Origin of the sequence: Xanthomarina maritima, from assembly GCF_008084905.1 — a bacterium.
GTDB classification, from domain to species: domain Bacteria; phylum Bacteroidota; class Bacteroidia; order Flavobacteriales; family Flavobacteriaceae; genus Xanthomarina; species Xanthomarina maritima.
Window position 1 is genome coordinate 53,028 of sequence record NZ_VSFC01000050.1, and the last position, 13,468, is coordinate 66,495.

The window sequence follows — 13,468 nt, forward strand, 5'->3', positions numbered from 1 at the left end:
AAATAAGTAATTGAAGTAATGAAGTACGTACCCACATTTCTGCTATTTTTTATTATTATTAGTCAAATAAATTCACAGATAAATACTAATGTTTTTAATTATAATGAAAAATCAATCAATTTGGCTAATATTGTTCAAAGTCAGCAAATTGACTCTGTAACTGTTTTTGAAAAAATAACCATTAATGGCTTTGATTCTAAAATACCATTCTACCACTTCATAAATAAAAGAATTAATACAAAAAACTATATTATCTTACTACATGGATTAGGTGGCTCTAAAAAGGATTGGGTTTATCCATCTAAACCATATTTAGAATGGAGTGAAAATTTAAAGACTATAAAAGATTCTCTTATTTCACTTGGGTATAATTTAATTATTCCAGATGCCAAATATCATGGAGAAAGAAGTTATGAATTAGATTTTCGTCCTGCTGAAAAACTTCCACCTATGCTTTCAAAGAATGAAGCAGATGCTAAACACTTTGAAACATTAATGACTTCTACAGTAAAAGATATTAGAATCATTATTGATTATTTACAATTTAGATTTGAAAATCCAGATTTGAAATTTGGAGTCATTGGATATAGTATGGGAGGAGCTCTTGCTATTTTATTAAATGCAACTGACAATCGCATCTCATGCATCGTAGTATGTGTTCCTCCTTTAAATCATCCTGAAAAAGAATTAAAGGAATTTAATTGGTCCAAACAATTAACGAAAGAGCTTTCAGATGTAACTCCATCTAATTATTCAATTTTTCAGAAATCCCCAATTCTATTGTTAATGGGTAAAAAAGATTTCTTTTATACTGAAAAAGAGGTTTCATCCTTTTTTAAGAATGTTCCTGAAACAAAAAAAGAATTAATCTATTTTGATTCTGGACACGTTCTTCCTAATTAATTTAAAATGGATGCAATACAATGGATAATTAAATACAATAAGATATTTCGATAAGAGACTTTTCTTTGCGATTCTAACCTCAAAACCTTATTTCCTTTTAGAATAAAACCCAATTGTTCTCTTAAGAGCCTCTTCAGTTGCATATTTTGGTCGAAAATTAAAATCGTGCAATGCTTTCTTTGAAGAAAACGTAAAATCCGTACAGGTATAAGTTACAGCAAACCGACTAAATTTTGGATTATAATGTTTTATTGGTCGAAATAAAACAGCGACGCCTTCAGATAGACTTCCAATAGCATATGCAAGCCTTTTAGGTATCCATGCATTTTTTGGGAAAATCTTATAACCAGCACCTTTAACGATATTATCAAAAAAATGAAAGAAATTATGTCCTGTATCATCCGTAATAAAATAAACTTCGTTCTCAATTTTTTGGTTCCCAGTCAACAAAGCATTTGCGGCTAATACATGTGCATAAGCCATGTTCCCAACATAAACATGCTGGCATGTAGAGGTTCCATTTCCTAAACGCACATAAAAACCACTTTTTGCCATATCAATTAATGGATCCATATGATACGGATCAGCTTCACCATACACATCTGAAGGTCTTAAAATACAAGTCTTAAGCATGGATGAATGTGCTTCTAAAACTGCTAATTCTGCTAGTTTTTTAGATTCGCAATAGACCGTATGATGTGTTTCAGGATAAGGTTGAGTTTCATCAATATCAACCAAAGGAAAACCAGTAAAAACAGCATCTAAAGAACTTGTATAGACCAAATAATTGATATTGTTTGTTTTACAAGCTTTTATGATGTTTTTAGTGCCATCCACATTAATATGTAACACCTCATCTTTCGTTTTAGTTCCCCAATCAATAATGGCAGCCGTATGAATAACAAGATCAGCATCTTTACTAGATGTTTCAACAGCTTCATAATCACAAACAGAACCTTGAACAAAATGAATAAGCTCACTTTCAACACCTTGATAAGCTTTAATATCAAAAACAGTAATTTTTGATGGCTTTAAAGGAGAATCTTCAGCTAACAATTCTTCTACAATTCTACTTCCTATAAAGCCAGAGCCTCCTGTTAAAAATATATGTGGTTGCTTATTTTCCATATGCTTTTCATCAATTTATTAGTATCTTGCTCTTAGATACAAGCAACTAAATTAGTCATAATAATTGATTTTGAAAATGACAAAAACTATATACTTAATAAGAGGTGGAAAAAAAGAGAGTTATAAAGATTTTAAAAACTATGTACTTCAGTCAGTAAATCAATTAGTCGAAAAAAATCCAACTCTTTTGGCTAAAGTTGTTTTAACCGAAACACCTCCACCTACCATATCTATCATTCCTTTTAAAAAAGATAAAGTTGCTTCTGTAACTATAAAAAGTTCTGAAAAAAAATATTTTACCGAATTGCTACATGCCAAAGGATTTGCTGGAGTTTTTGAAGTCACCGAATCACTTCCTGTAGCTTACAATAAAGATTGGGATGATGGAAAAGTAACTCCAGGTATCTGTTTGTTAACGCTCTTCAATCAAAAAAAATCGATTGAATACAACACATTTATTGATCGTTGGCATAACAGTCATACACCACTTTCCTTAAAAATTCATCCTTTAACCCACTATAATAGAAATGTGGTTGATGAAAAAGGTTCCAGTAATTTAGAAAACTGGGATGGTATTGTTGAAGAACATTGTAACACCAAAGCTGAATTAATAAATCCTATAAAGTTTTTTGGAGGCTCGCTTAAAATGATTCCAAATATGATTTCGGTTTATACAGACACGAAATCTTTTTTAGATTATGGAACGATTGAAACCTATTTAACTGCTGAATATCATATAAAAAGTTAGTCCTTACTTTTGTGTTCAAACATCTTGAAAAGGATTTTAAGACTCCAAATAATGGCTTTGACTTTTAATTTATAATCATATTCATAAAATTCCTTTACTTTTAAGAATATTAAAAAATACTTTAATTTCATACAATGCGTAAACTCCTTTTTGCTTTTTTAAATATTTCGAAATTTTTAAGATCTATTAGATTATCACTTTTTGGAAAAACAGAAGATGATATTTATAATGAACGCATTGTTTCAGGAAAATCTTGGGATGAGTTTTGCAACCAAATAAAGCTAGCAGGAACTAATTTAAAAGCTCCAGGAACACCTCAAGATGCGCTTTCTCAAGCAGAAGGCATTCGTTATTTAACACGTTTAACACGAGTTTCATTAGAAGCCTTTGTGGAATATGCCGATCCTTCTTTTCCTATTTTTAAAAGAATGGTGCATGAAACTGTAAAAATGGGTGCCGATAATCCGGATAATTATTATTTCAATGCACAAATTAGTGGTGACTTTGAATATAAAATTTCTGGAAAAAGAAACACAGCACATTATATTGGTTTTTTTACACAGAATGGAAATTATGGAACAACAGGAGGTTTATCTCCTTGTGGAACGTTAGAAGGAAAAGACCTGATTTTAGAAACTGATGGGAGTTTTGAAATTATTTTAAGCAAAGAAAGAAAAGGCAAAAACTGGCTAAAAATTGAAGACGAAACTGGTATGGTTATGGTACGTCAGACGTTTTTAAATCGCTTTAAAGAAATTCCTGCAGAAATTACTATTGAAAACCTAAATGGAAAGAAATCACCAGATGCCATAACACCTAAATTGATAGACGAAGGATTAAAAATGGCAGCCATGCTTGTTGCTGGAGCTCCTATTCTGTTTACACGTTGGGCTAAAGGATTTAAAAAACACCCCAACACCTTACCACAATTCGACCCAAAAGTATCGAATGCTGCTGGAGGTGATGCTAATATTATTTATTATCATAGTTATTGGAATTTAAAAGAAGATGAAGCATTGATAATTACTGTAAAGCCACCAGCTTGCGATAGCTGGAATTTTCAGCTTAATAATTATTGGATGGAATCTTTAGATTATCGTTACCACACCATTTGCATTAGCAAAGGTACTGCAGAATATGAAGCAGATGGAAGTATAAAAGTTATTGTGGCACATAAAAATCCTGGATTAAAAAATTGGTTAAATACGTGCGATCATTTAGAAGGAACCATGTGTTGGAGATGGTATCGATTAGAAAAAGAAGGAACAGAAATACAACCAACTTGCGAAGTCGTAAAATGGGATAGTTTAATATAACATGAAAGCAGGAACTACATACTCTTCGAGTGATTATAATAAACAACCTGGTTGGTTTAATCTGCTAAATAGTGTTTGGTTGAAAACCTATGCTTTAGGAACCAAGTCAACTTTAGAAATTGAAAGTCTAAAAAAAGCAGCAATCAAAGCCACAGGATTATCAGATTTTGGAAATTTCTGGGAAGAACCTCTTAAAGTCATGCTGAAATCCATTAATGAAGAAGCAAAATTACATCCAATAGGACAGTTTATTGCAAGACAACGCATTATTAATTTATTGGCTGTTCGCTTAAGAGCAGAAGACTATTTCAAAAAATATCCTGAAATTTTAGAACAGGAATTATATCCATGTATGGTTATTGTTGGGTTACAACGTACAGGAACCACAAAATTACAACGTTTGTTGGCTGCAGATCCAGACAATCGTGCCCTTTTAAGTTGGGAAGCTTTAAATCCAGCTCCATTAAAAGGAGATGATAAAACGGGAAAAGAACGCCTTAAAATTGCCCAAACAAGTGTCAAAGCCCTGAAACACATGTCTCCTGGATTTTTTGCTATTCATCCACTTGAATCTGAAGCTCCCGAAGAAGATGTTCTATTGTTAGATGTTTCTTTCTTAAGCACCACTACTGAAGCAACCATGAATGTACCAACGTATGCTGCTTGGTTAGAAAAAACAGATCAATCACCAGCTTATGAATATATGGTGAAATTGCTAAAATTACTACAATGGCAAAGACCTGCGAAACGTTGGGTATTGAAAACCCCTCATCATTTAGAATTTTTACCCATGGTAAAAAAGCATTTTGGAGATGTTCAATTTATCTGGACACATAGAAACGTTCAAGAATGTATTCCATCTTTTTTAAGCATGGTTTCTTATTCTCGAATTTTATTTAGTAAAGAGGTTAAACAAATTGAAGTGGCAAAACATTGGGTTCGGAAAAACGGTTATATGCTACAAAAAGCACTGGATTACAGAACTAAAATCGAGGCTGATATTATATTTACTGATATTTCATATAACGCATTAGTAAAAGATTCTTTAGTTGCTATTAAAAAAATTTATGCTGATCGAGATGAGATTATTTCACCAGAATTAAAAAACATTCTTGAAAAATCAAATAATGAAAATCCAAAAGGAAAATATGGCATTCACAAATATAATTTAGAAGATTTTGGTATAGATGAAACGTACATAAGTGAGTTTACAAAGGAATATCAAACATTTCAACAAACATTAGAACAGTAACAAATGAGTAAAAAAACTAAAAAATATGATAGTCCATTACAAGCAACTGTTAGTGGAATTTTAGATTTATTTAAAAAAAGAGAACGTGTTGGCAGTTTAGATACTTCAGATAATTTAACCGGAAAAAAAGTACTCATTACAGGTTCAAGTTCTGGTTTGGGACTGGCTGTAGCCAAGCAATTGGCAAAGTTAGATGCCGAAGTTATTATGGCTGTTAGAAGTGGTATTCCTGAAAAAGGTGAAGAAGTTATGAAAGCTTCAGGAAGTAATAAAATTAAAATGTTATCTGTTGATTTATCAGATTTCAATTCTATAAAAAACTTAATTTCAGAAGTCAAATCGAAAATTGGAAAGATTGATGTACTGATTTGCAATGCAGCTATTGTTGTAAATGAAGCTAGAAAAACTGCTATTGGATTAGATGAAATGCTTACAGTCAATTATCTATCAAAATTTGTCTTGGTAAATGGCTTATTAAATGAAGATTGTTTCAACACAGAAAGCAATTCAATTCCAAAGATTATTTTTATATCTTCTGAAAGTCATCGCAACCCGAAAGCTTTTGAATGGGATACTTTTGGGAAATTCCAAGAACATAAAATGGCTAAAACCGTTGAACGTTATGGCTATTATAAATTATTACTAACCACATTTGCACAAGAATTAGAAAGACGATTGAATAAAGAAAAAGTAAATTATTCCGTATTTGCTTTATGTCCAGGACCGATAAATTCCAACATTGCACGTGAAGCCCCAAAATTGGTTCAGCCTGCAATGAAATTAGTTTTTAAATTATTTTTTAGTTCTCCTGAAAAGGCAGCAGAACCAGTAGTATATTTAACAACGTCAAAAGATGTGGAAGGCAAGAATAAAGATTATTTATTTTTAATGAGCAAAAGAGACGTAGACGACAATGCATCAAATCCTGAAAATGGAAAACGATTATGGGAAATGACAGAAAATTTGTTAAAAGAGCATGTTTAAATTAAAAAGTAATTAAACTTAACCAAATTAAGTTTGATCTAAATTAACAGTCTAAAACAACTCTAATTTTCACTATCTTAGTTACTTATTCTTTTAACCTGACCAAAAACTAATCAAATGAAAAGAGTCTTCATAATTTTCACAATCTTACTATTTTGCTATCAAACTTACGGACAAAAGCCAAGAGCCAGAGATATAGGTATTCCGTTTAATGGAACTCCTGGAATATATAATGCCATTACAGATGTAAAAGGTGTTGAAGTGGGTTACAGTACCATTATTTCTGGAATAGGTAAAAACATTCTTGACGAAGGACCTATAAGAACAGGTGTCACAGCGATTTTTCCAAGAGGAAAAGTTAAAAAATTCAGTCCTGTTTATGCTAATTGGTATAGTTTAAATGGCAATGGTGAAATGACAGGTACCACTTGGGTGACAGAATCTGGTTTTCTAGAGACACCAATTATGATTACCAATACCAATAGTGTTGGTGTTGTAAGAGATGCTGTTTTAAAATGGTATGTCGATACAGATTGGTATCGAGGAGAAGATTGGTGGTATACCTATCCTGTTGTTGGCGAAACTTATGATGGCTTTTTAAACGATATTTATGGATTTCACGTCAAAGAAGAACATGTTTTAGAAGCAATTAACGACGCTAAAACTGGCAAAATAGCTGAAGGCAATGTTGGTGGTGGAACAGGAATGATGTGTTTGGGTTTTAAAGGTGGAACAGGCACTTCGTCTAGAGTTATTAAAGCCGGACCAAATGAATATACTATTGGAGTTTTAGTACAATCTAATTTTGGAGCTAAGAAGAACTTAACCATTGCAGGTGTTCCTGTTGGAGAAGAACTTAAAGATACTTTAAACTATAAATATAATGCACCACCTAAATCCAGACGTCAGGAAGGTGATGGTTCAATAATAATAGTTTTAGCAACCGATGCGCCTCTTCTACCTCATCAATTAAAAAGAGTGGCACAACGCATCCCTTTAGGTGTGGGAATTGTTGGAGGACGTGGCAGTAATGGATCTGGCGACATCTTTATTGCTTTCTCAACTGCAAATGAACAAGCTTTTAACAGAGACGATGTAGTTGAAGTTGAAACCTATCCAAACGATCAATTATTTCCAGTATTCGATGCAACTGTTCAAGCAGTTGAAGAAGCCATTATTAATGCCATGATTGCTGCAGAAACCATGGAAGGTATTAATGGTAATAAAGCCTACGCACTACCACACGATTTACTTATTGAAACACTTAAAAAGTATAATCGTATCGAGCCATGATTAATCAAATAACAATTACTATGGTTTTAAAAACGTTTAAAATTTAAAAATGAAAAAAAACAAAAAATGCAATAATCGAAGAGAGTTTTTAAAAACATGTGGCTTATCTACAATCCCTTTTTTAATGCCCACTGCAAGTATAAATGCTTTTTCATCTATAAAAGACAAACCAATAATATCTAATAAAAATCAACCAATTGTAAATTTTATTTTTGATGGCTTTAATTTTTCGCCACAAGAATATATAGAAAAATTAACCGAAATAAACCTATCAAATCCCATTTCAAAAGATTTCTATGGTAGTGGTGGTGAAACGGAATTATTAGAGAAATCCTTTGCTAAAATAACTGGTAAAGAAAAAGCGATCTATCTTCCTACTGGTACTATGGCGAACCAGATTGCTATTTATTTACTCAATGGAAATAATACCAAAGTAATTGTTCCAGAAAACTCACATGTATATAGAGACGAAGCAGATGCAGCACAAAGTGTTTTCAATAAAAGGCTGATTCCTGTTGAAACTGACAATGCCTATTTTAATCTTTCAGAATTAGAAAAAACCATCAAAGAAACTAATAATAATGAAGTTTTTAAAAGTGGATTAGGCACAGTTGTTATTGAAAATCCAATCCGTCGTGCAAACGGAATAGCAGTTCCTATTGAAACAATTCAGAAAATATCTAATTATTGTAAGCAAAAAGGTTATAAAATGCATTTAGATGGAGCAAGATTACATATTGCATCTGCATTTACAAACGTATCTGTTTTAGAGTATGCTTCATATTTTGATACGGTTTATATTTCTCTTTATAAATATTTAAATGCAGCTGGAGGAGCAATCCTTTGTGGAGATGCAGAAATTATAGATCAAGTGGCACATCAAATAAAGATTCATGGTGGAGCAGCTTATAAAACATGGCCTAACACTTCAGTTGCTTTACACTATTTACAGACTATTGAAGAGAAATTAAAACAAGTTAAAGAAATCACAAGCATTTTAATTCCAGAATTAAATAAAATAGATGGCATTTCTATTACAAAAATTGAAAATGGAACGAATCTTTATGATTTAAAATTATCTAAAAACATTAATTCCGAAAAGCTAGAATCCATTTTATATAAAGAACATTACATTTGGATAAGCTCAGCTAATCAAGATGGTATAACAAGATTTGCTGTAAATGAGAGTTTATTATCAAGGGATATTCAAGATATCATTCAAGCTTGGAAACAAAGTATTATTAAAGCACGAAATTAATCTTAAATAATTCATTATTTTCTGCATATAACCTACTCTTTTACAAAAAATAAATTTAACATTATTTTAATTCGGATAAATTTGTCCGTATTAAAAATATGTTTTACATTTGTTCCATAATTAAAACGAATATATGTTTTCTAAAGCATGCGAATATGGTATAAAAGCGTCAATATTTATTGCGCTAAACTCCTACGAAAATAAGAGAGTTAGCCTAAAAGCTATTGCTAAAGAAATAAATTCACCAGAAGCTTTTACAGCCAAAATATTACAAGATTTAGCTAGACATAACATTATTAACTCTACCAAAGGAGCACATGGTGGTTTTGAAATTGATAAATATGCTATTTCATCTATTAAATTATCTCAAATTGTAAATGCTATTGATGGAGACAGTATATACAAAGGTTGTGGTTTAGGTTTACATACTTGCGATGAAGAGCATCCTTGTCCAGTACATGATAAGTTTAAAGCGGTAAGAGACGAATTAAAACATATGCTAGAAAGTACCAATTTAGAAGAATTAGCATTAGATATTAAATCTGGTGTAGCATTTTTGAAGACATAAAAAAATTTGAATAGAAATAGGATAAAACTATCCGAATAATTAGTAATTATGGAAACATTAAGTAAAGAAACACAAAAGCAAATAGGAGAATTTGTTGCTCAAAATTACAGAACAGCAGCAGTATTTTCAAAATACGGAATTGACTTTTGTTGTAAAGGTCACAGAACGATTGAAGAAGTTTGTGCTAAAAATGAAATTGATAGCAATCAGCTTCTTAATGAATTAAGCAAAGCGTTATCTACAAATACAAATCAATCCATAGATTATAAATCGTGGCCATTAGACCTACTGGCTGAATACATTGAGAAAAAACACCACAGATATGTGGAAGAAAAGATTCCTGTAATACGTCAGTTTTTAGATAAACTTTGTAGAGTTCATGGAGAAAGACATCCAGAATTATTAAAAATCAATGAGTTATTTACTGCATCGGCTGGCGAATTAGCTTCACATATGAAAAAAGAGGAATTAATATTATTCCCTTTCATTAAAAAGATGGTAAAAGCTAAAATAGATCATGGAGCTATTTTAGCACCACAATTTGGATCTGTAAAAAATCCTATTGCCATGATGATGCAAGAACACGATAATGAAGGCGAACGTTTTAGACAAATTGCTAAATTAACAGATAATTACAATCCACCAGCTGACGCTTGTAACACCTATAGAGTTACGTTTGCCATGTTGGACGAGTTTGAAAAAGATTTACATCTACATATCCATTTAGAAAATAACATATTATTCCCTGAAGCAGCTAAATTAGAAAAAGCTTTTCTTTAAGAATGATTAATAGCAAATGATATTTTCTTTATTGTAGTAATCAGGGAATCTCTCCCCTAAGGTTCCCTGATTTTAAAAATTTAAAACAGGAGAAATCCTCAAATTATAAATAAAATCATACCCTCTATAAGGGAATTAAGTTTTTGGTTAGTAATAGTTGTTTTTAAAACACTTCTTTTGTAAATAATTATAATATTAAATTTGTTGAGGAGGAAATTTATGTTATTTAAAATTATAGCTTCAAAAGGAGTGTTTTTCTTTCTATATATTTTAACATTTAAACTTATTTTATGCCCAAAAAGCTCGTTTTAACTTGCTTATTAAACTTCTTAATAGCTGCCTTAATGGGATTAGCTTTACGCTATACCTATCTATCTCCAATCTCTGTTAATTACAGATTTCTTACGCATGCACATTCTCATGTTGCAATGTTAGGTTGGTTGTATTTAATAATCTATACGCTTTTTGTTCATTATTTTATTCCTGAAAAAAATCCAGTGTACAATAGACTTTTTTGGATCACTCAAATATCTGTAGTAGGTATGATGATTAGTTTTTCTATTCAAGGTTATGCTGCTATTTCTATAACATTTTCAACGCTTCATATATTTTGCAGTTATTATTTTGTTAGACTTCTTTGGAAAAACCATAAAACAGAAAGTTTAGTTTCAAAATTGTTACTTAAAGTATCACTCCTATTCATGTTAATTTCTACTATAGGAGTTTGGTGTTTAGGTCCAGCAGTAGGACTCTTAGGTCCGGCTTCAGCCTTTTACCAAATTGCTATTCAATTTTTTTTACATTTTCAATTTAATGGCTGGTTTTTAATTGCTGTTATAGCCATTTTGTTTCATAAATTACATATTAAAAATTCTAAAGAATTTCGTTTGTTTTTTAAATTATTAGTAGCTTCAACCATACTTACTTTTGCTTTACCTGTAAATTGGTTTGTACCACATATCTCGCTATTATGGATTAATAGCTTAGGTGTATTGTTACAATTAGCTGCTTTATATTTATTTTTAAAACTAATAAAAGACACATTTAAATCTCTAATTGTAAATTATTCTAGCATTTCTAAATTTATGTTATATTTTGCTTTATGCTGTTTTATTTTAAAAATTTGTATTCAAGCTTTATCTTTAATTCCAGAGATATCTAATATGGCTTATCAACATAGAAACTTAGTTATTGGTTTTATTCATTTAACCATGTTAGGAGTCATTTCTGGGTTTTTATTTTCATTTATTTTACAAAGCAGATTGATACAAAATAATAAAACTCTTACATTAAGCATGTATTTGTTTGTTCTTGGGTTTATTACCACTGAATTCATACTTTTACTTCAAGGAGGATTATTTTTCTTCGGAAAAAATATATTACCAAATTACTATCTATTACTTTTTTTAAGTAGCATCTTACTTCCTTTAGGCATTATTGGACTTATTTTTAACATGATGAAAACCAAACAATATGAAAATTAAACCTCAAAAAAGACATAAAGCATTACAACCACTGAGCAGAGAGCATCATCATGGATTGCTTTTGTCTTGGAAAATAAGAAGTGGTTTCAACAAAAATATAGATTCTGAACGCATAAAAATATATGCAGACTGGTTTTTTAATACGCATTTAATTCCACATTTTGAAATGGAAGAAAATCACATTTTTCCAATATTAGATAACGATCATGAATTAATTAAACGTGCTTTAGCTGAACACAGACGTCTTAAACGTTTGTTTTCTAAAACAGAAGCTGACCCAAAAACTTTAAGCAAAATTGAAGAAGAATTAGAACAACATATTCGGTTTGAAGAACGAGTATTGTTTCCAGAAATACAAAAAGTTGCAAGTGAAGAACAAATGGATCTAATAGAAAAAATTCATCATCAAGATTCTTTTGTAGACAAACTTGACGATGAATTTTGGAGGTAACTCTTAAGTTTATTTAGTCTTTAATTTCTTCTTTCTTAAAATTTGTTTTAAATAAAGTTGGCTTAACAACAATCATAGCCCAAGCCCAATTGTTTGTAGCATCTTTATCTCCTCCTTTAATAACTTCCATACTTTCGGTTGCAAACATTTGTGAGTAACCTACTTGAAAATTAATGTCTTTAGAGAATTTATAGCCTAAAACTAAATCGATTTCAGTTCCTAACCCATTACTCATTTCTTCTCCCATACCATCTACAATTGTAGCTGCAGATGAAAAGAAATGTGGCACTAACTTAGCTGAAAATTTATTTTTCTGATATGCTATAGTTGCATTTAAATCTATCAAACCAACATTATTTATATGGTTACCAACATAGAAGTAATCCATCCAACCATTAAATTTATGATTGGTTCCAAACCAAGGATTAAAAGACTTTAATTTGTTATCTGTCGCATTCATATCTGTTCCAGATAAATATTCACCTCCTATTCCTATGTTAAAACTATCTGTTATAGCATAATGCACATTTAAAGCAAAATCATAAGCACTTAAATCGATATCTGCTATTTTTCCAGTTTGGAAGTAAATAGAAGCATCTGCATTTAATTTATTTTTAGCATAAGTTGCGTAAGTTCCAAACGTTTGGTTGTAGTCTACCTGTTGTTCGTCATTTTCATCATCGAACGCATAACCATTATTAAGAATTAAAAAACTTAAACCAAAGTCTTTTAGATTGGTATGATACCACAAATACTGAAACGATTTGTAGTTATTAACTGTATAATCTTCTTCAAAAAGAGATTCACTTTCGGCACTAATTGCCAAACCTAAATCTATTCTATTGTTTTCATTTGGTCTAAAAGTAACAATAAGCGCATCGTGACTACGTGCTTGTTGAGCCCAATCTACATTACCAAACATACGCTGATCGTCGTATACAATTTCTTGACGTCCAAACTTTATAGAAAATTGGTTAGTTAAAATAGCTTCTGCCCAAGCTTGATGTATAGTCGTTCCGTTTTTATCTGAAGTAGCTAAAGTAGAAACGTCTCCCCAAACTCTAACATTTTGAACACTAAAATAGGCATTGTATTTTTCGCTTTTATATCCCAAATTTAAACGCGTACGTTGAGATACGAAAGTGGCTGCATTTAATGAATCTACAGCTAATGTTTTATAACCATGTCTGTATTCAAATCTGGGTTTCAGTTCTGCTGAAATTTCAAATTCTTGAGCATAGGTTACCATCCCTAGCCCAATACATAGTATTGCTAGTAATTTTTTCATTTGTAATATTTTAAG

At 31.0% G+C, this 13,468-nt stretch carries 13 protein-coding genes; 11 read left to right on the forward strand and 2 right to left on the reverse strand.

Annotated features, from left to right (window positions below; genetic code table 11):
* The first annotated feature begins 120 nt into the window (after nt 1-120).
* On the forward strand, nt 121-903 hold the full coding sequence (locus FVF61_RS09410) for an alpha/beta hydrolase (protein ID WP_158635205.1): 783 nt from the start codon (nt 121-123) through the stop codon (nt 901-903).
* 87 nt (nt 904-990) lie between these two features.
* Here the strand turns inward: FVF61_RS09410 and FVF61_RS09415 are convergent, their stop codons facing one another.
* Nucleotides 991-2,031 (reverse strand): NAD-dependent epimerase/dehydratase family protein, encoded by a 1,041-nt coding sequence (locus tag FVF61_RS09415; RefSeq protein ID WP_148455642.1) that lies wholly within the window; start codon nt 2,029-2,031, stop codon nt 991-993.
* Between the two features lie 76 nt (nt 2,032-2,107).
* Here FVF61_RS09415 and FVF61_RS09420 point away from each other — a divergent pair, with 76 nt between their 5' ends.
* The 10 genes from FVF61_RS09420 (at nt 2,108) to FVF61_RS09465 (ending at nt 12,165) form a co-directional block, all read left to right on the forward strand.
* The gene (locus FVF61_RS09420) at nt 2,108-2,779 is read left to right on the forward strand and encodes a hypothetical protein (RefSeq protein ID WP_148455644.1); all 672 of its coding nucleotides are present in this window, start codon (nt 2,108-2,110) and stop codon (nt 2,777-2,779) included.
* A 134-nt stretch (nt 2,780-2,913) separates the two neighbouring features.
* Nucleotides 2,914-4,095, forward strand: a complete 1,182-nt coding sequence (locus FVF61_RS09425; protein WP_148455646.1) for a DUF1214 domain-containing protein — start codon at nt 2,914-2,916, stop codon at nt 4,093-4,095.
* 1 nt (nt 4,096) lies between these two features.
* Nucleotides 4,097-5,347 (forward strand): sulfotransferase family protein, encoded by a 1,251-nt coding sequence (locus FVF61_RS09430; protein ID WP_148455648.1) that lies wholly within the window; start codon nt 4,097-4,099, stop codon nt 5,345-5,347.
* Between the two features lie 3 nt (nt 5,348-5,350).
* Nucleotides 5,351-6,331 carry an SDR family NAD(P)-dependent oxidoreductase gene (locus tag FVF61_RS09435; protein WP_148455650.1) on the forward strand — a complete coding sequence of 327 codons (981 nt, stop codon included), beginning with the start codon at nt 5,351-5,353 and terminating at the stop codon, nt 6,329-6,331.
* A 117-nt stretch (nt 6,332-6,448) separates the two neighbouring features.
* Nucleotides 6,449-7,624 carry a DmpA family aminopeptidase gene (locus tag FVF61_RS09440; protein WP_148455652.1) on the forward strand — a complete coding sequence of 392 codons (1,176 nt, stop codon included), beginning with the start codon at nt 6,449-6,451 and terminating at the stop codon, nt 7,622-7,624.
* 49 nt (nt 7,625-7,673) lie between these two features.
* Nucleotides 7,674-8,882 carry a threonine aldolase family protein gene (locus FVF61_RS09445; RefSeq protein WP_148455654.1) on the forward strand — a complete coding sequence of 403 codons (1,209 nt, stop codon included), beginning with the start codon at nt 7,674-7,676 and terminating at the stop codon, nt 8,880-8,882.
* A gap of 133 nt (nt 8,883-9,015) precedes the next feature.
* Nucleotides 9,016-9,450 (forward strand): RrF2 family transcriptional regulator, encoded by a 435-nt coding sequence (locus tag FVF61_RS09450; protein ID WP_148455656.1) that lies wholly within the window; start codon nt 9,016-9,018, stop codon nt 9,448-9,450.
* A 48-nt stretch (nt 9,451-9,498) separates the two neighbouring features.
* Complete coding sequence (gene ric, locus FVF61_RS09455; RefSeq protein ID WP_148455658.1) at nt 9,499-10,230, forward strand: iron-sulfur cluster repair di-iron protein; 732 nt, start codon at nt 9,499-9,501, stop codon at nt 10,228-10,230.
* 290 nt (nt 10,231-10,520) lie between these two features.
* Nucleotides 10,521-11,714 (forward strand): hypothetical protein, encoded by a 1,194-nt coding sequence (locus tag FVF61_RS09460; RefSeq protein WP_148455659.1) that lies wholly within the window; start codon nt 10,521-10,523, stop codon nt 11,712-11,714.
* Complete coding sequence (locus FVF61_RS09465) at nt 11,704-12,165, forward strand: hemerythrin domain-containing protein (RefSeq protein WP_148455661.1); 462 nt, start codon at nt 11,704-11,706, stop codon at nt 12,163-12,165. The genes FVF61_RS09460 and FVF61_RS09465 overlap by 11 nt, the downstream gene beginning before the upstream one ends.
* Before the next feature lie 13 nt (nt 12,166-12,178).
* On the opposite strand, the gene FVF61_RS09470 is transcribed toward FVF61_RS09465, so the two are convergent.
* Nucleotides 12,179-13,453, reverse strand: coding sequence for an alginate export family protein (locus tag FVF61_RS09470; protein ID WP_148455663.1), 1,275 nt, complete (start codon nt 13,451-13,453; stop codon nt 12,179-12,181).
* Nucleotides 13,454-13,468: the final 15 nt, after the last annotated feature.